Source organism: Aequoribacter fuscus, assembly GCF_009910365.1.
In the GTDB taxonomy this organism is placed as follows: domain Bacteria; phylum Pseudomonadota; class Gammaproteobacteria; order Pseudomonadales; family Halieaceae; genus Aequoribacter; species Aequoribacter fuscus.
Genome location: NZ_CP036423.1, coordinates 3,037,633 through 3,056,402 on the forward strand (window position 1 = coordinate 3,037,633; position 18,770 = coordinate 3,056,402).

Here is an 18,770-nt window from a genome sequence, read left to right on the forward strand (position 1 = left end):
TGCTCCATTGATTAACTCACTTTGCGCACAGCCTCCGGCGCCCGATACCAGATGTCGTCGCGGTATTCAGAAATTGTGCGGTCACTTGAGAAGCGGCCACTGGTAGCGGTGTTGAGTACCGCCATTCGCGCCCACTGGGTTTTATCTTTATAAGTACATGCAGCTTGTTCTTGCGCTTTACAATAATCACTAAAATCTGCCGCTGTCATCCACGGATCGGTGGAAGCGGTCAAGGCTGCGATAATCGGGTCAAAAATGCCCGGCTCGAACAATGAAAAATGCCCACTTTGCAGCAAATGCATCACCGCTTGAAAGTTGGGGTCAGCTTCAATGTACTGCTGCGGGTTATAATTCTGACGTGTTTGGGCCACTTCATGTGCCTCCAAACCAAACAGGAAGAAATTATCAGCACCAACGGCGTCTCGGATCTCGATATTGGCACCGTCTAACGTGCCGATCGTCAGTGCGCCATTCATCATAAATTTCATGTTACCTGTGCCAGAGGCTTCTTTACCTGCGGTCGATATTTGCTCAGATAAATCCGTTCCAGGACAGATAATTTCCATCGCTGAAACGTTGTAGTTCGGCAAGAATGCCACCTTCAACCACTGATTAGCCTGTTCATCTTGAGCGATGGTATGCGCCACATTATTAATTAACTTAATAATTAGCTTTGCCATGACATAACCCGGGGCGGCCTTACCGCCAATCAATACGCATCGCGGCGTCATAGAGGCAGTATCGCCTTTGCGAATGCGGTCGTACAGTGAAATCACATGAAGAATATTTAACAGCTGGCGCTTGTATTCATGAATGCGTTTTACCTGCACGTCAAACATCCAAGAGGGGTCAAACTCGATGCCCGTCTTGTTTGCGACTAGAGTCGCGAGTGCCTGTTTATTCGCGTATTTAACGTCCATGAAGCGCTCGCAGAAAGCGGTATCGTCAGCATAGGGGACTAGCTGATCAAGCTGGCTTAGATCACGAATCCAGCCATCCCCTATAGTTTCAGTGATCAGGTCTCGCAAGCCAGGATTACAGTTCGCCAACCAACGGCGCGGCGTTACACCATTGGTTTTGTTGTTGAACTTGTGCGGCCATAACGCATAGAACTCAGCAAACAAACCTTGCTTGAGCAAGTCCGTGTGCAAGGCGGCTACACCGTTAACCGAATAAGAACCCACAATGGCCAAATGCGCCATACGCACAGCGCGCTCGGGGGTTTCCTGGATAATAGACAGACGCCGCTGTTTATCCACGTCGCCAGGCCAGCGTTGTGCCACCACCTGCAAAAAGCGCGCATTAATTTCGTAGATAATGTCCAGCAGGCGCGGCAGCAGATGCTCGAATAAAGATACCGACCAGGTCTCCAGAGCCTCGGGTAGCAGCGTATGGTTGGTATACGCCATCGTGGATTCTGTCAGCGCCCAAGCTTCCTGCCACCCTAGACCGTGCTCATCCATCAACAGACGCATAAGCTCAGCCACAGCGATAGTAGGGTGCGTGTCATTGAGCTGTACCGCATGCTTTTCGGCAAAGCCTGTAAAGTCATGGCCTTTGCGGCTAATCCAGCGGTGCAGGATATCCTGCAGGCTCGCCGAGGCTAAAAAATATTGCTGTCGTAGACGCAAGACTTTGCCGGCCTCGCTCGCGTCGTTTGGGTACAGGACCATGGTAATCTGCTCGGCTTCGGTCTTCTTGCTGACCGCATCGGTGTACGAGCCCGAGTTAAATTCGCCCAAATTAAATTCTTCGGTCGCCGAGGCCTTCCAAAGGCGCAGCGTATTCACCGTGTCGTTGTTGTAACCCGGCACAGGAATATCATAAGGAATAGCTAGGACATCCTCAGTACCGACCCAACGGCGACACTCACGGCCCTGCGGATCGTGCTCGACGACTACGCGTCCAAAAAAAGGCACGCGGCGCGTATTCTCAGGACTTTCTACCTCCCAAGGGTTTCCATCACGCAACCACTGATCTGGCGCTTCTTGTTGGTATCCATCGACGATTTTTTGGTGGAACATGCCAAATTGATAGCGAATGCCGTAGCCCGTAACGGGAATTTCGAGTGTTGCGCAGCTGTCCAAAAAACACGCCGCTAAGCGCCCCAAACCGCCATTGCCAAGACCGGCATCGAGTTCTTCTGTCTCTAAAGTTTCCAAATCGCAGGCGTAGTCTTGCAGCGCCGCTCTGGCTTGATCTTCCAAATCTAGGTTAGCCAAAGCATTGTGTAGGGTCCTACCCATTAGAAATTCTAAAGATAAGTAGCTCACGCGCTTGGGCTCTTCCCGGCGATAACGCTCGCGCGTTTCGCGCCAGCGGCTCACGAGCTGATCGCGCACCGCGAGCGCCATCGATTGATACAGATAATGACGACTGTAGTTCGTATCGCCGCGCCCCAAGGTCAAATCAAAGTGGCGTTTGAGGTCTTGTTTTAAATCCAGTGCTGAAGGTTTCGAAGTAGCCATTGTTTAGTCCATCGTATTCTTTAATCAATAGTCGAGTGGCTAGCCGCATTAGGCAACCACCATAGCTGTAGAGTTTTCGGGGTAATTTGTGTCAGCCCGCGGCGAGTTCGCACACTGGGCTCGTGGGAGTTTAATAAACATTGCCAGTCACCAGTCCGCGGCAACTGGGCACTCGATAATTCGTTGGAGGCGTTGATGACAAAACACAGCTCGCCGCCATCAAGATCAGGCAGCGTGCACTGCAAGCCATGTAAATGCGGCTGGTGCCACTCAGCATCTGTTAATACCTTTCCGTCTAATGTATACCAACACCAGTCGTCATGATGATAACTGTCTTGTCGCAAGGCCTTGAAGCGTTTTCGGCACGCAATAACATCCCTCACCCACTGCTGCATATCCCGTTCTGCGTCACTCCAATCCCAGCTCAACCAAGTCGTTTCGTTGTCTTGGCAGTACGCATTGTTGTTGCCATTCTGTGTATTCAAACGCTCATCGCCCGCCAAAAGCATCGGGACACCTTGCGCTAACAAGGTCGTCGCTAACAGATTGCGAACATGACGTCGCCGCTGTTCGATAATCTGTGGGTTATCAGTCGCACCCTCGACACCATAATTCAACGACAAATTGTGACGATGACCATCGCGGTTGTTTTCTAAATTCGCGAGGTTATCTGGCTCGGCATAAGAGACGAGATCGAGTGCGGTAAAGCCATCGTGGCTGGTCACAAAATTCACCGATCCGCTCGAGTTTCGCCGAGAGCTTTCAAAAACCTCCGCTGAACCGTGCAAGGCCTGAGCGAAGGCAGAGGCCGAGGCAGGATCACCTCGCCAGAATGCTCGCACCGAATCGCGAAAGCGGTCGTTCCACTCTGAAAAATAGCGCGGAAAGCCACCCAACTGATACCCCGAGGGCCCGATATCCCAGGGCTCTGCAACCCAAACACCCGAGCGCAGCACAGGGTCCTGGGCAATGGCTACCAACAGTGGGTGGTCCGTATTAAACCCGTGCCGATCACGCCCCATCACCGTCGCCAAATCAAAACGGCAACCCGCGACACCAATATCCGTCAACCAGTATCTGAGCGCGTCACACGCCAACTGCACCACTCGGGGATGTGCAAAATTTAAGGTATTACCGCAGCCGGTGTGGTTGTCGTAAGCACACGAGTCAAGGTTTAGTGTGTAGTACGCGCGATTATCCAACCCGCGCCAACTTAGCGTTGAGCCCTCGGCATCACCCTCTGCAGTATGGTTAAACACCATGTCGACCAGAACGTCGATGCCGGCTTCACGCAAGGTCCTGACCGCCTGCGTAAGCTCTGCCTTGGCGACACTCGGTTCGCTGGCGTAGCCTTGATGCACCGCAAAAAAGCTGTAGGGGTTATATCCCCAATAATTGCGTAACCCTTTGGCTGTCAAAAATGGTTCATCCGCAAAGCACTGTACTGGCATCAACTCTAAAGTGTTTACGCCCAAATGTTGCAGATAGGCAATACTGGCTGGGTGGGCTAAGCCAGCGTAGGTGCCACGCAAGGCCTCGGGCAGATCCGGATTCTTGCAGGTAAACCCTTTGACATGGGCTTCATAAATAATCCTGTCTGTCATAAGCATAGGCATTGATGCCGCGCTTATGGAAGCATTTGGCGGAGACTGGAATCGACATTTTGGCGTGCTATCCGCCGTTTCGAACTCGTGAATGGACAGATGTTCTGGCGCAATAACCAAATCGCAGGTGAATTCTTGCGCGTAAGGGTCCAATAGCGCCTTGTTCTGATCAAACCATAGCCCACTGCTCTGATCACGCGCGCCGTGAGCTCGGTAAATATAGGTCCAATTCTGCGGGACATTATTAAGCTTGGCACACCAAACGCCCGACACATGCCGAACCAACTTAACGCGCGCTTGCGACACATGTCCTGTAGCGTCAAAGAACTCAACCTCGACCGCCGAGGCATCATCCGAAAATACTGCGACATTTAACCCATCCGAGCACCAAACAGCCCCCAATTGCAAAGGGTTGCCAGATTCAATGCTCAAGGCGCCAGTCATACTCAGCGCACCACCAGCCAGACAGTGGCCAAAGGTGGCAACGTTAAGCATATCGATTGTTCACAGCCATCCCATGGCATCGACTCAAGGCGTGGGCTTGGGTTGACATCAGAACCCCCAAAAGACGCTTCATCGCTGTTCAAAAGCACCTGCGGTTGCCCCATGCTCGGCGTACCAACCCGATAGTCGTGCACGACGTTCGGGGTATAGTTACACACCACGATCACTTGCTGCGCATTGGGTGCCGAGCGCACCCACGCCAAAATAGATTGGTCTTTGTTGTGGGCTTGCAGCCAGCAAAAACCCTCAGCATCTTGGTCGCCCTGATACAAGGCAGGGTGTTGGGTGTAAACCTGATTCAATCGAGCGACATAGTCCATTAACTGGCGATGCTCTGCTCGCTCCAGCAAGTACCAATCGAGGCCGTGATCGTGATTCCACTCGCGATACTGACCAAATTCCATCCCCATAAACAGAAGTTTCTTACCTGGATGGGCCCACATATAGGCCCAATAGGCGCGCAAATTGGCGCGCTTTTGCCAATCGTCGCCGGGCATTTTATTCAGCAAAGAACCCTTGCCGTGAACGCATTCATCGTGGCTGATCGACAAGATAAAGTTTTCGTCGCGGGCATAGACCATGCTAAAGGTCATATCATCATGGTGATAGGCTCGGTGGATCGGGTCTTTGCTCATGTAGCGCAGCGTATCGTTCATCCAGCCCATGTTCCACTTGTAGCCAAAACCCAGTCCACCTTGGTCAACAGGGTGACTCACGCCTGGCCATGCCGTGGACTCCTCGGCAATCATCATAATGCCGGGATGATTGGCGTACATCAGGCTATTTAGCGCCTGCAAAAACGCAACTGCCTCCAAATTTTCTCGACCGCCGTGCTCATTGGGAATCCACTCGCCTTCACCACGGCTATAATCCAAATACAGCATCGAAGCGACCGCATCGACCCGCAGACCGTCGATGTGGCACTCGCTCAACCAAAAATCGGCATTGGATAACAAGAAGCTACGCACCTCATTGCGGCCGTAGTTGTAAATGTAGGTGTTCCAGTCGGGGTGAAACCCTCGACGCGGATCGGCATGCTCGTACAGGGCTGTACCGTCAAATTCGGCCAAGCCATGCGGATCGGACGGAAAATGTCCCGGCACCCAATCCAGCAAAACCCCCAAACCCGCCTCATGGCAGCGATTTACGAAGGCTTTAAAATCGTCCAGCAAGCCAAATCGCGACGTCGGTGCGTAAAGACCCACCGGTTGGTAGCCCCACGACCCGTCAAAGGGGTACTCGGATACCGGCATTAACTGGATGTGCGTAAAGCCCAAAGCTTTAGCGTGGCTTATGAGTCGCTCGGCAAGCTCCTCATAGCTCAAGTAATGATTATCGTAATCACGCATCCACGAAGCGAGCTGACACTCGTATATGCTGATCGCGCTACTCGGCGTGTGCTGTGCGCCGCGGTCTGTCATCCACTGCGTATCGGTCCACTGAAAATTGGTATTAACTGGCACCAGCGATGCCGTGGCTGGGGATCGCTCCATTTGGCGCGCGTAAGGATCTGCCTTTTCACGCACCACACCATCGGCGCCCAACACATGAAACTTATAGGCCTGCCCTGACTGTGCCTCGGGAATAAAAATTGCCCAGATACCTGCATCGGGGTAGTGTTTTAAACCATGTCTAGACGCGTCCCATCCGTTGAAATCGCCAATCACTGCAACGCGCTGGGCATTGGGCGCCCAAACACTAAAGCGCACCCCCGGTACACCGTCAAACTCGCAATGATGCGCACCCAACCAACGATACGCATCAGTCTGCTGGCCTTCGGCATAAAAATACTGGGCCGTCGGGTCTAGCAAATCACCATAGGCATAGGCATCTGCTACGGGGTCGCCACCATCAAAGCTGAGTCGATAGTCGATAAGCCGACGGCGATTTCCCAGCGTTTTCTCAAAAAAACCGCTGGGGTGACTCAGAGTTAAGCGCGTGATTTTACGACCCGTTTGAGCGCAGATGACATCGATTTGCTGAGCACCGGGGGCCCAAACGCGAAAACTTAAACCCTGCTCAGTTACATGTTGCCCAAGCCAAGCAAAGTGGTGATTGTAGCGCGCGTCGGCGAGCGCCTGAATGCTGGCATCAAGTTCACTGGTAGATTTGTTTTTCATAAGGAGTTCCCAACCCTAGACTGACGCTCGATCCAAAGCCAATTGTTCGAACAGTTTCGACCAAGGCCCTTGTATATCGGCTAAATCCAGCCCAGGTAACTTTCTGGACCAATTATCATATTCAAGAAATGTGCCAGGAATATTAACGGGGGTGTCGGCTCCCACTAAGTCATCCAGCTGCAAAATGACCCACGGACTTGCGCCCTTGGCACAGAAGCGATAAATCGCTAGGCATAGTGCTTCGTCACAGGCCTGTGGCACCGCGAGATCAGGCCATACATCATGGTCGTGCAGCAGCGCGATTAATTGTTGCTTTTGTACTGCTCGACTGTGCCGCTGCGACTTGGCCGAGTGCTCATCGACCAAACCGTATTGTAGCCGCTGATCAATATCCAAACCCTGCCACCACGCCCGCAGTGGCGGAACATCATGATTGGCCACCATTAATAGGGCGTCGTCACGCTGTGCTTGGGCCGGCAAAAAACAATCAGACACATCTGTGGCAAAGTAAAACAAAGCGTTACCCAACATACCGTAATTGCGCATCATTGCGCGAAAATCATCGGGCACAACCCCCAAATCTTCGCCAATGATCTGGCATTGATTGCGCTGCGACTCAAGCGCGAGTAAGGCCAGCATCTCTTCGACGTTTTGATACACATACAAGCCGCTGGGTCCAAGCTCTGTTTGCACACACCACCATACGCGCTGCAGCCACATCGCATGATCCAATCGCAAAGCACCTGCGCCGCACATGGCGCTTCGTAGCAGAGAGATAAAATGGTCATAATGTCGCGCACGCAACACGCTGGGGTTTAAAGGCGGCATTCCCCAATTTTGGCCGGTGTCGGAGAACGGGTCAGGTGGAGCGCCGATATCGGCGTTTTGAACAAACAAATCGGGGTTAGTCGCTATTTCGTGACCGCTCCCGACCGAGGCTACCGGCAGATCGGCCATCAAACCCACGGACATACCCTGCTCAATAGCGAAAGCTTGGCAAGCCTCAAGTTGCTGTGTCGCGAGCCATTGCAAAAAGCCATGAAACTCGGCGTCACCGCTGCAAGCCTCACCAAAAGGGTTGTATTGCACCTCAAAGTCGCAGAATGACCGCAGCAAAGCCCCATTGTGACCCATGAAGTCTCGCCAATGATCTAACCAAGCCGAATCTTGAGCAACAAACTCTTGGTACAGCGCGGCCAACACAGCGTATTTAAACTTTGCCACTTGGCGCCACTCGACACTGGAGGTCTCTCGCAATTCGCGCGCACGCAACTCAAAGTCAGGCACAAGCGCATCAGCGGGCTTATCGATACCAAGAGCATCGCAGGCGCCAGCAACATCAATGTACAGCGGATTCAAGAAGCGGCGATCAGACGGGGCATAAGGGCTTTTACTGTGCTCGTCTTGCCAAGCCAGAGCGGCCAATGGGTTTAAACCAATAAGATCAAGGCCCAAGGGCGCCAGGTGCTTAATTAATGCGCGCAGATCGGCAAAGTCGCCGACCCCCAAATTCTCTGTCAATCGCAGGGTGTACAGCTGTAAGTTAAGACCCAAGCGTCGCGCGGGTTGCTCACCTAGGTAGCAACGATCGGGGCAAACCGCCACGTCTCCGACGTAGGTGCGTTCGTCATCTAACATCAACCAAACGCGATGATAACCCACTGCAAGACCCTCGAGTGGCAGCTGATACCGTACATAGGTGACGTCTTGGTATTGATAATTACCCGATAGGGTCAGCGATGCGATCGGTAAATCTTGTGTTTGAAACTCACCACCGGACTCAAGTTCAACACGGCAAGTGACCTGATGATAGTGATGCTCAGCAGGCAAATAAAAAGATAAGCTTTGGCCTCGCACCACCGAAAAGGCGGGCAGGGGATACAACCACGGGGCAATATCGAGCTGATACTGCTTATCTCGCCGAGTGCCTTCGTCATCGGCCACACCCATCAGCCCCAATGCGTGCTCGCGCACGAAAGCTGGGATTTGACGAGCCTGACCTCGGTAATCCAAATAATCCCCCGAAATACCCAGATGGTAATACAGGGTATCCAAATTCAAATCCATACAGGCACAGGGCTCCGCGGTGAGTTGTCTTATAACCGGCCAACCAGTGTAGAGTAGTCCTAAGCCGAGAGCACGGAGCTACATACCTATTCACAGAAAAATCTGACCGTTTCCGATGTTCGTATTACACTGCAATACGCCCTTAGGTATTGTGGAGCACAGACCATGCAAGCGCTACGGACATTGATCATTTCTGCCGCGTCTATCGCCCTGTTGAACGCGTGCGGGGGCGGGGGCGGCTCTGGCGGCTCGAATCCTCCGGTGAATTCGCCCGATGATGGATGGGTGGCTGGCGTGTACGATGACGCGAGCCAATTTGAAAATCAGTGTGCCAATCCGCGATCAGGCACCGATCCAGACACTGGTAATTTATATCCAGACCGTCAAGGCAGCGCAATAGACGAAAAAAATTGGTTGCGCTCATGGAGCAACGATACCTATCTCTGGTACCAAGAACTCCCCGATTTAAATCCAGAAAACGACTATTCCGAGTTCGTCACAGAACGCTTCCCGACCGAACCTAACGGCTATTTCAGCCAACTGAAAACAACCGCAACCACACCGAGCGGAAAACCCAAGGACAGCTATCACTTTGTTCTTGACTCGCAGACTTGGTACGAACTTTCACAAGGCGGCGTCTCGTTTGGTTACGGCATTGAATTTGCGGTCTTAGTGTCATCGCCTCCGCGCGACGTCCGCATCGCCTACTCACAGAACACCTCGCAAGCGGCTCAATTAGGCATGACTCGGGGTACAAAGATAATCGCTATCGACGGCGAGCCTGTCCTAGATGGTGACCCCGACATACTGAACGCCGGCTTGAGCCCTGATGTCGCTGGCGAGGAGCACGACTTTGAAGTTTTATTGCCCGGTGCGATAGAGACGCAGACATTTACACTGACGGCAGCCGAAGTCGCAATAGACCCTCTGCAAAATGTCAAAGTCATTCCCACCGCGACAGGTAATGTCGGTTATATGGCCTTCCACGACCACATAGCGCCGGCCGAACTCGCGTTAATTAACGCCGTTCAATCGCTCAGTCAGCAGGGAATCAACGACTTGGTGATTGATCTTCGCTACAACGGCGGCGGTTACCTTGATATTGCATCTGAGCTGGGCTACATGATCGCAGGCAACGCAACCTTAAACCGAACCTTCGAACTGCTGCAGTTTAACGACAAGTATCCCAATGTGAACCCCGTCACCGGTCAAACCATCAGACCCATTCCCTTTCACACCCGAGCTCAAGGTTTTTCGGCACCCGAGAATCAGCCTTTACCCACGCTTGGCGACAGTTTAAATCGCGTATTTTTATTGACCGGCTCTGGCACGTGTTCTGCCAGCGAAGCTCTCATCAACGGTTTGCGCGGCATCAACTTCGATGTGATTCAAATTGGTGCGACGACCTGCGGTAAACCCTATGGCTATTACCCCACACCAAACTGCGGTAGCACCTATTTTACAGTGCAATTCAAAGGCGTTAACGCCGCCGGATTCGGTGACTACCCTGACGGGTTCACACCCAGTGTCGGAGGCGACCTAGGCGCCACTGAAGTCACCGGTTGCTCTGTTGCCGATGACTTCAATCACGCCTTAGGCGACCCAGCGGAAGCGCGCTTGGCCGCGGCCTTATATTATCGTGATAATGGCTCGTGCCCACCCGAACTGGGCGTGCAATTTGTGCCTAGCGGTGGCAATGGTGGCCCCTTAGGAACAGGAGGAGAGGCAACAAGGCTCCCGCCTGCAGAGCCCAACATACTCAAAACGCCAGCGCGGCGTATGCGACTGCTTTAAGCGCTTGAGACCTGCGAGAGCTTCAGCCATACTGAGGCTCTTGCGAGAATTCCTGACGTTGCTATGCAAAATTCCCACACCGGTTGTTTATTTACAGTCTCCGCCCCCAGTGGTGCAGGCAAAACGAGCCTTGTAAAAGCCTTGCTAGAGCAGGACTCACACCTTCAAGTGTCGGTCTCACACACCACAAGACCCATGCGACCGGGTGAAGCCGATGGCCTTAACTACCACTTTGTCAGCCAAGCTGACTTCGCGGCCTTGCGCGACCAAGGCGGCTTTATCGAGTGCGCGGAGGTATTTGGTAATTGGTACGGCACCTCAAAGGCTTGGGTCCAAACGATGCTGGAATCAGGCTCGGACATCATTCTGGAAATTGACTGGCAAGGCGCCGAGCAAATCAAAGCGTGGTGGCCGGACACTTGCGCCATTTTCATTTTTCCACCCTCGCACGCCACGCTTAAACACAGATTGATAGGGCGCGGTCAAGACAGTGAAGATGTGATTCAGCGGCGCTTGTCGGAAGCCGAACTGGAGATGCAGCATTACACCCTCAGTGACTATCTCGTCATTAATGATGACTTTCAGATAGCACTGCATGATTTACAAGCCATCGTTCGTGCAGAACGGTTAAAAACGGGACGCCAGAGCCAAGCTCAACGCGCTTTAATGTGTGATTTAATACCCAGCCTTGCGCTACGCAAGCCTTAGAAAATCCTTTATACTGTCGGGCTCTGTAAATAAACCCTGTTATTAGGTATTAAAAATGGCTCGAGTCACAGTCGAAGATTGTCTAGAAAACGTGGACAACCGTTTTGAATTAGTTATGGTAGCGACCAAGCGCGCACGCCAAATTGCAACGGGCGGCAAAGACCCTTTAGTTGCCGAAGAATCCGATAAACCTACCGTTATCGCATTGCGCGAAATCGCTGACGGCTTGGTCAGCGCTGCAACTCTGTCGCAAGAGGAACAACGCCAAGCTGAAGACGAACTCGCCGAAGTCATGACGGGAGTCACTCTGTAGGTCAAACCGCATGGAAGCGCTTGCTCGTTTAGACCAAACCCTGTCGGCGTACTTAAGCCCCGAACAGAGTCAAAACGTCAAGCGCGCCTTCTTTTACGCCGAACAAGCCCATTTTGGCCAAACACGTCGCAGTGGAGACCCTTACGTCACACATCCGCTAGCGGTTGCATGTATCCTTGCAGAAATGCATATGGATCCGCAAAGCATCATGGCGGGCCTTTTGCATGACGTTATCGAAGACACGGGCATTAGCAAAACGGCCCTGGCCGAACAATTTGGCGACACCGTTGCCGAACTGGTCGATGGTGTTAGCAAACTAACACAAATCGAATTTAACTCTCTCGCTGAGAAACAAGCCGAGAACTTCCAGAAAATGGCGTTAGCCATGGCGCGCGACATTCGCGTAATTCTGGTGAAGTTGGCAGACCGGCTGCACAATATGCGCACACTAGGGGTGTTAAACCCCGCCAAAAGCCGCCGCATCGCCAAAGAGACGCTCGAAATCTATGCACCTATCGCTATGCGCTTGGGCATGAATACCGTGCGTATGGAATTCGAAGACCTAGGCTTTAAAGCCCTGCACCCGATGCGCTACGAGCGTATCATGGCAGCGCGAGCTAAAGCCCGTGGGCACCGCAAAGAGCTCGTCGAAAATATCCGCAGTCAGATTGAAGCCGCCCTACACCGCGAGGGGCACAGCGCTACCGTCACAGGGCGTGAAAAACATCTGTACAGTATTTACCAAAAAATGAAAGAAAAGCGTAAGTCCTTTGCCGAGATCATGGACATTTACGCCTTCCGAATTATCGTGGACTCGGTCGATACCTGTTACCGCGTGTTGGGCTGCGTTCATAGCATTTACAAGCCCGTTCCCGGCGAGTTTACCGATTATATCGCCATGCCCAAAGCCAATGGCTACCAGTCCTTGCACACGGTGTTGCGTGGTATGCACGGCGTACCCATTGAAATCCAGATTCGCACACGCGAAATGGAGGACATGGCGAACAACGGTATCGCGGCACATTGGCTCTACAAAAGCGACGATAAAGCCACCAATGTCAGCCAAGCCCGTGCGCGTAAATGGGTGCAAGGCTTACTCGAGATGCAACAGGTCGCAGGTAACTCTTTAGAATTTATCGAGAGCGTTAAAATCGACCTGTTCCCAGACGAAATCTACATCTTTACCCCCAAGGGTAAAATCTTAGAGCTGCCTCGTGGCGCCACGCCGGTCGATTTCGCCTATGCGGTGCACACAGGGGTCGGCAATCGCTGTGTGGCTTGCCGAATTAACAACCGGTTAGCGCCGCTATCGGAACCCTTACAAAGCGGGCAAACCGTCGAGATCATTACCGCTGCTGGTGCGCGTCCGAATCCGGCATGGTTCAACTATGCCATTACCGCCAAAGCACGAACCAATATTCGGCACTTTTTAAAGCAGCAGAAGCGCGAAGATTCCGTCGCTCTGGGCGAACGTCTCCTCGACCGAGTACTCACCACGCACGACAGCTCGATCGCCAAACTCAAAGGGCCGACGCTCGATGCGTTTTTGACAGAGCATCACTACCAAACCCTTGAGGATTTGCTGGTAGATGTCGCGCAAGGCGAGCGCCTGCCGAGCATTACCGCCCAACAATTACTGGGCAAAACCCAAGACGAAAACAGCACCGAATCGAAAGAGGCCATCGCTATTCGCGGCACCGAAGGCTTCATGGTGACCTACGCAAAATGCTGTCACCCCTTACCCGGAGACCCAATCGCAGGGTACTTAAGCTCTGAAAAGGGCATGGTAGTGCACCGCGAAAACTGCAAGAATCTTGGCGAGTTTCGCGAGACACCCGAGCGCTTGGTCGCGCTGCGGTGGCACAACGAGATCGAGGGCGATTACATCGCCGCGCTGAAAATCGAGGTTGAAAACCGACGCGGTGTCATTGCTGTCATTGCCACCCGCATTAACAGCATGGACATCAACATCGAAAAAATCGCAACCGGGGACAAAGATCATTTATTCGCCCTCGTAGACCTAGAGCTACAAGTGCAATCGAGAGTGCACTTAGCCCGAGTCATGAAACGATTACGCAATATTGACGGCGTGCGCAAAGTCACGCGCGTCAAAAACTAATAGAGGCCACAATGAACAACAAAGCCATTATCGCCACCGAAGCTGCACCCGCCGCCATCGGACCCTATTCACAAGCCGTTAAAGTCGGTAATACGGTTTGGATTTCGGGACAAATACCGCTCGATCCCGAAACAATGACGGTTGTCGAAGGCGATATCAGCGCCCAAGCCGAACAAGTATTCAAGAACTTAAGCGCGATTGCTGAAGCAGCCGGCGGCAGCTTAAATCACTCAGTTAAAATTAATATTTCTCTCACCGATCTGGGTGACTTTGATGCGGTGAACACCGTCATGAAATCGTTCTTTGCCGAACCTTATCCTGCTCGAGCATGCGTGCAGGTCGCAGCGCTCCCCAAAGGGGTGGCGATTGAAGTCGAAGCGATTTTAGCGGTTTAGACAAGTAGCATCCTCCGACTCGTTTATAAGAGCATTCTACGACGCAGCCGGTTTACTGATACCCATCTCGATAACTTGCGAATTTGAGCTGGTAACCACTGGCGATAAGTCGGCTGTTATCGATGCGTTTGTGCTCTTGAAACTCACCGTCCACCGATACCTTTTCTGGCGGGTACAAGCCGGCACGAGCCGCTAAATAGCGTTCGATTTCATAGCGCGTGGCAGGAGCTCCATCGCTGCCATTATACATCGAGGCTAGAGGCTCACCTGCTTGAGAGAGGCTAATCAGGTGTGCCAAGAAGCCGCTGCAATCATCACGATGTATTCGATTAGTGTAGACCTCAGGCTTGGGCGCAGACCACAGCCCCTGCCGCATGCGATTTAAATAGAACTGCGCGCGACCATCGTAGATACCGGCAAAGCGCACAATAGTTAAGGGAAACCCTGCCTGCATCATCGTGTGCTCGGCGGCAACTAAGCTCAGTGCCGCGTAGCCCTGCGGCGCGAGAGGCGACTCTTCTGTGACCCACTCGCCACCGCTTTCTGCATAAACCCGAGTACTACTGACATAAAAAATGCGCTGCGGCGAAAGACCATCAAGCGCAGCGGCAATATTACGCGCGCCTTGTTCATATCCCTCCTGATAACCAGACTCTGTGTACGCCGTGGGCTTTAAGGTAATGACAACATAGTCAGGTCTATACTCTCTGAGTACGCCCAGCGTCTCGGGTTTTAGATAATCAGCTTGAACCCAGTCAATCGCCGCATCATCGACTTGAGGAAGGCTTCTCCGTAAGCCTAAAAAACTGTAACGTCCACCTGGCAGCTCATGGGTCAATCGCAAGCCAATATCGCCGCAACCAATAAGTGCTACCCGAAGCTTGTTATCCATTGATGCCACGCTACACTGTCCCTATTCCAATATCGTAATACTGCATGTCAAAGCCAAACGCCAACAGAAGGGTAGCATTAAATGCCACGAGTCCGATATCACAGCTATCGGGGGTAGGACCCAAGCTTGCGGAAAAGCTGGCTACTCTCGGCTTACATCAAGTCAAAGATCTGTGGTTTTATTTACCGCTGCGCTATCAAGATCGCACCCGACTTACGCCAATTGGAGCCTTACAAGATGGCAGCGATGTTGTTATCGAAGGTGAAGTTCGTCTTGCAACTGTGACACTTGGCCGCCGACGTAGCCTCGTAGTCAAACTGCAAGACGGGACGGGCACGCTGGTATTACGATTTTTTCATTTCTCGCGGGCCCAGCAGCAACAGCTCAAACAAGGGCTAACTTTGCGTTGCTTTGGGCAGGTCCGACGCGGCGCAAATGGTTTTGAAATGGTGCATCCAGAGTACCGCCGAGTAGAGGAAGGCGCAGCGATGGAAGAGGCACTGACAGCGATATACCCGACAATTACTGGAATAGGACAAACCACTTGGCGCAAGATTTGTGTGGCATCGCTCCAAGTGTTAACCGTGAACCCGCCCGATGAGCTCTTGCCGCATGAACAGACCCTTGGCATCGGGCTGGTTCAAGCCATAAAGATATTGCACCAGCCACCGCCAGATGTGTCGCTATCTGCTTTGGCGAACAAACAACATCCAGCCCAATTGCGACTTGCGCTCGAAGAACTGGTCGCCCACCGTATCAGTCTAGGCGAACTTCGCACGCTTCAGACTCAACACCAAGCACCTCAGATCCCTTATCGAGAAGAACTCACGGCGGCTTTTTTAAAGGCACAGCCTTTTCAGGCCACCGGAGCACAACAACGCGTCATTGCCGAGATTGGCCACGATCTCACTCGGCCCACCCCCATGTTGCGACTGTTACAGGGTGATGTGGGTGCAGGCAAAACCCTCGTGGCAGCCGCAGCCGCTTTGCAAGCAGCCCAGGCTGGCTACCAGGTTGCCGTAATGGCCCCAACAGAATTGCTGGCAGAACAACACTGGCGCAATTTCGAGCGCTGGTTTGGAGACAGCAAGTTCAAACTGGCGTGGCTCAGCGGCAAAACTAAAGGCAAGAAACGTGAAGCGACTCTAGCGATGATAGCGACACAAGAAGTCAATATGGTGATTGGCACTCATGCCTTGTTTCAAGCGGATGTCGAATTTAAACACTTGGGCCTCGTCATTATCGACGAGCAACATCGCTTCGGAGTCGAGCAGAGATTGACCCTGGCGCGCAAGGGCAAAGCACTTCGACCTCACCAGCTGGTCATGACCGCTACGCCCATTCCCAGAAGTTTGTCGATGGTGGCCTATGCCGACTTAGATTGCTCGATTATCGATGAGTTACCACCAGGTCGTCAGGCTATTTCAACGGTGCTAATCGATTCCAGCCGAAGAGCTTCGGTCATTGAGCGTGTAGCCCACGCTTGTCGGGAGGGGCGCCAAGCTTACTGGGTGTGCACGCTCATCGAAGAGAACGAACAACTGGCGGCTCAGGCAGCTGAAGCAGTCAGCGAGTCTTTACAAACCCAACTTGCCGATTTGCGTATCGGATTAATACACGGCCGTCTGAAGAGCACGGAAAAAGAAAGCATCATGGCAAGCTTTGCCGCGGGCCACTTAGACCTGCTGGTCGCTACAACCGTCATTGAAGTCGGTGTCGATGTACCTAATGCCAGTTTAATGATCATCGAAAACCCCGAGCGCTTGGGCCTTGCACAATTACATCAGTTAAGAGGTCGGGTCGGGCGCGGCACAATTGCCAGCCACTGTGTCTTGATGTATCAATCGCCGTTATCGCAAACAGGCAAAGCACGCTTAAGGGTCTTAAAAGATAGCCAAGACGGCTTCTACATCGCCGAACAGGATTTGCTGTTACGTGGACCCGGCGAACTCCTCGGCACTCGGCAAACGGGTTTGATGGCCTTTCGAGTTGCCGAACTACCCTTGCACGAAGACCTGCTAGACAGCGCTGCCGCCATCGCGGATGACCTTATGCAGCAGCGCCCCGCTGTAGCGAGGCGTTTAGCGCGACGCTGGACCGGTGAGCGCGCCGCGTATGCTGGCGCCTAGTCCAGAATCGGTGGCAGTAATTTCTGCAGCGCCATTTTCTCCTTGATCGCGGCGCCCGTTAAGGCAAAGCCCAACAAATCACCATTGGGCGCACGGAATTCCGCTTGGATATTGGGCGCCTCGCCCAACTCTAGCCACTGGCCCTCAACCCCGCGAGCAGGCGGCGCGACAATACACGGGCACGCAGGTGTTTTAATGGCCACAGGCATGGCGGGGTAGACAACTTCGGTAGGCTCGCCCGTCAGGGTTTTTGCCAAGGCTTTGCCAGCGGCCACGAGTGGCGCCACGTAAACCAAGACATGCCCAGCCACCTCGGCGCAATCGCCCAAGGCGTACACATCTTTGGCACTCGTTGCCAAGTAACGATCGGTGATAATACCTCGACCGGTCGCCAAACCACTGTCAGCCGCCAACTGAATGCGTGGCCGCACACCTACAGCAGAGACGACAATATCGGCTTCGATCATGGTGCCGTCATCAAGTTCAGCAACGACGCCAGAATCACGCTTGTGCACGGCTTTGACCAAGCGGCCAAAATGGAAGGTCGCGCCCAGTGACTCTAAGGCATTTTGCACAGAGTGACCGGCTCTTTCTGGAAGCAAGGTTGGCAGGCAGTAACCGAGTGGATCGACTGCTTCGACCTCGAATCCGCCATTTAATAAGTCGTTGGTAAACTCACAGCCAATGAGACCACCACCGATAATGCAAAACTTTTTCGCTTGATGCTGCTCTACCGCCTCGCGAAACGCCGCATAATCCTGTAAGTCGTTAACAGAGTACACCCTATCTAAACCATCACCCTGTAATGGCGGGCGAATCACTTCTGAGCCTGCGGCCATGACCAATTGATCGTAGGCAAGCGTTGAGCCATCTTGGAAGCTTAAGACTTTGGCGTCAGTATCAACGGCCGTCACCATAGCGTGTGTTAATACACGTGCATTCAGGGTTCTCGCCATGTCCTCGGCAGACTGCATAGCCAACTTATCGGCACTTAAATTCTTGGTAAACCCGGTCGACAACAATGGCTTGGAGTAGTTGCTACCATCATCAAAGGTAACGAAGGTCACTTTGCGCTCGGCGTCATATTTACGAAATTCGCGCACTAGCCCATAAGCGGCCATGCCGGTGCCGATAATCACCAAACCTGCTTCATCACTCGCGGGAGCCGCTGCGCTTACAGGCGCTGAACCCTCAAGCAGCTCAAAGTCATCCTTACCTACGCCACAATCCGGACACAACCAGTCTTCTGGTACATCTGTCCAACGAGTCCCGGGAGGAATACCGTCATCGGGCCAACCCAGTTCTTCATCATAAATCAGGCCGCAAACAATGCATTCCCATTTGGCCCAAGGCTCATCACCCCCGGCGGGCGCTATAGACGCTTCTTGAGGTTCAACCGTCGGGGCTTTAACGTCGGCAACGTCGGGCGTGACGTCGCCGGCGACCGGTATGGGGCTGGCATCGACACACTCAAAATCCGCTTTGCCGACACCACAGTCAGGGCATAGCCAATCCTCGGGAACATCCGCCCATAAAGTGCCTGCTGGAATGCCATCATCCGGCCAGCCTTCAGCCTCGTCGTAGACCAAACCACAAACAATACATTCCCAACGTGCCACGGGGTGCTCTCCACAAGTTGATTCGTTGGGCCACTATA

Annotated in this window: 12 protein-coding genes; 6 read left to right on the forward strand and 6 right to left on the reverse strand. The window is 53.0% G+C overall.

The features are described from left to right. Positions 1–11 precede the first annotated feature (11 nt). Genes EYZ66_RS13940 through malQ form a run of 4 tightly spaced genes read right to left on the reverse strand, consistent with a single transcriptional unit; the run spans position 12 to position 8,763 of the window. The gene (locus EYZ66_RS13940) at positions 12–2,468 is read right to left on the reverse strand and encodes a glycogen/starch/alpha-glucan phosphorylase (RefSeq protein ID WP_009574390.1); all 2,457 of its coding nucleotides are present in this window, start codon (positions 2,466–2,468) and stop codon (positions 12–14) included. A gap of 20 nt (positions 2,469–2,488) precedes the next feature. Next, positions 2,489–4,567, reverse strand: a complete 2,079-nt coding sequence (glgX, locus tag EYZ66_RS13945; RefSeq protein WP_083814303.1) for a glycogen debranching protein GlgX — start codon at positions 4,565–4,567, stop codon at positions 2,489–2,491. Then, complete coding sequence (gene glgB, locus EYZ66_RS13950; protein ID WP_009574392.1) at positions 4,519–6,696, reverse strand: 1,4-alpha-glucan branching protein GlgB; 2,178 nt, start codon at positions 6,694–6,696, stop codon at positions 4,519–4,521. Before glgB ends, glgX begins: the two co-directional genes overlap by 49 nt. Positions 6,697–6,711: 15 nt before the next feature. Beyond that, the gene (gene malQ, locus EYZ66_RS13955) at positions 6,712–8,763 is read right to left on the reverse strand and encodes a 4-alpha-glucanotransferase (RefSeq protein WP_160195709.1); all 2,052 of its coding nucleotides are present in this window, start codon (positions 8,761–8,763) and stop codon (positions 6,712–6,714) included. Between the two features lie 165 nt (positions 8,764–8,928). Between malQ and EYZ66_RS13960 the strand changes: the two genes are divergently transcribed. The 5 genes from EYZ66_RS13960 to EYZ66_RS13980 all read left to right on the forward strand — a co-directional run bounded on the left by EYZ66_RS13960 (position 8,929) and on the right by EYZ66_RS13980 (position 14,092). Next, on the forward strand, positions 8,929–10,557 hold the full coding sequence (locus EYZ66_RS13960; RefSeq protein WP_009577096.1) for a S41 family peptidase: 1,629 nt from the start codon (positions 8,929–8,931) through the stop codon (positions 10,555–10,557). A 63-nt stretch (positions 10,558–10,620) separates the two neighbouring features. Continuing rightward, on the forward strand, positions 10,621–11,265 hold the full coding sequence (gmk, locus tag EYZ66_RS13965; RefSeq protein WP_009577095.1) for a guanylate kinase: 645 nt from the start codon (positions 10,621–10,623) through the stop codon (positions 11,263–11,265). 55 nt (positions 11,266–11,320) lie between these two features. After that, complete coding sequence (rpoZ, locus tag EYZ66_RS13970) at positions 11,321–11,578, forward strand: DNA-directed RNA polymerase subunit omega (protein ID WP_009577094.1); 258 nt, start codon at positions 11,321–11,323, stop codon at positions 11,576–11,578. Positions 11,579–11,588: 10 nt separating this feature from the next. Then, positions 11,589–13,697 (forward strand): RelA/SpoT family protein, encoded by a 2,109-nt coding sequence (locus EYZ66_RS13975; protein ID WP_009577093.1) that lies wholly within the window; start codon positions 11,589–11,591, stop codon positions 13,695–13,697. Between the two features lie 11 nt (positions 13,698–13,708). Then, the gene (locus EYZ66_RS13980) at positions 13,709–14,092 is read left to right on the forward strand and encodes a RidA family protein (RefSeq protein ID WP_009577092.1); all 384 of its coding nucleotides are present in this window, start codon (positions 13,709–13,711) and stop codon (positions 14,090–14,092) included. Positions 14,093–14,144: 52 nt separating this feature from the next. Here the strand turns inward: EYZ66_RS13980 and EYZ66_RS13985 are convergent, their stop codons facing one another. After that, a complete protein-coding gene (locus EYZ66_RS13985) occupies positions 14,145–14,984 on the reverse strand; it encodes an NAD(P)H-binding protein (RefSeq protein ID WP_040817751.1) in 840 nt (279 codons plus the stop codon). Between the two features lie 44 nt (positions 14,985–15,028). Here EYZ66_RS13985 and recG point away from each other — a divergent pair, with 44 nt between their 5' ends. Further along, the gene (gene recG, locus EYZ66_RS13990; protein ID WP_009577090.1) at positions 15,029–17,113 is read left to right on the forward strand and encodes an ATP-dependent DNA helicase RecG; all 2,085 of its coding nucleotides are present in this window, start codon (positions 15,029–15,031) and stop codon (positions 17,111–17,113) included. On the opposite strand, the gene EYZ66_RS13995 is transcribed toward recG, so the two are convergent. Beyond that, complete coding sequence (locus EYZ66_RS13995) at positions 17,110–18,732, reverse strand: FAD-dependent oxidoreductase (protein WP_160195710.1); 1,623 nt, start codon at positions 18,730–18,732, stop codon at positions 17,110–17,112. The two genes, recG and EYZ66_RS13995, sit on opposite strands and share 4 nt — an antisense overlap. Between the last annotated feature and the right edge of the window lie 38 nt (positions 18,733–18,770).

Coding starts and splice junctions, on each gene's coding strand:
- EYZ66_RS13940 (WP_009574390.1), bottom strand. CDS start 2,468: ATGGCTACTTCGAAACCTTCAGCACTGGATTTAAAACAAGACCTCAAA.
- glgX (WP_083814303.1), bottom strand. CDS start 4,567: ATGCTTAACGTTGCCACCTTTGGCCACTGTCTGGCTGGTGGTGCGCTG.
- glgB (WP_009574392.1), bottom strand. CDS start 6,696: ATGAAAAACAAATCTACCAGTGAACTTGATGCCAGCATTCAGGCGCTC.
- malQ (WP_160195709.1), bottom strand. CDS start 8,763: ATGGATTTGAATTTGGATACCCTGTATTACCATCTGGGTATTTCGGGG.
- EYZ66_RS13960 (WP_009577096.1), top strand. CDS start 8,929: ATGCAAGCGCTACGGACATTGATCATTTCTGCCGCGTCTATCGCCCTG.
- gmk (WP_009577095.1), top strand. CDS start 10,621: ATGCAAAATTCCCACACCGGTTGTTTATTTACAGTCTCCGCCCCCAGT.
- rpoZ (WP_009577094.1), top strand. CDS start 11,321: ATGGCTCGAGTCACAGTCGAAGATTGTCTAGAAAACGTGGACAACCGT.
- EYZ66_RS13975 (WP_009577093.1), top strand. CDS start 11,589: ATGGAAGCGCTTGCTCGTTTAGACCAAACCCTGTCGGCGTACTTAAGC.
- EYZ66_RS13980 (WP_009577092.1), top strand. CDS start 13,709: ATGAACAACAAAGCCATTATCGCCACCGAAGCTGCACCCGCCGCCATC.
- EYZ66_RS13985 (WP_040817751.1), bottom strand. CDS start 14,984: ATGGATAACAAGCTTCGGGTAGCACTTATTGGTTGCGGCGATATTGGC.
- recG (WP_009577090.1), top strand. CDS start 15,029: ATGTCAAAGCCAAACGCCAACAGAAGGGTAGCATTAAATGCCACGAGT.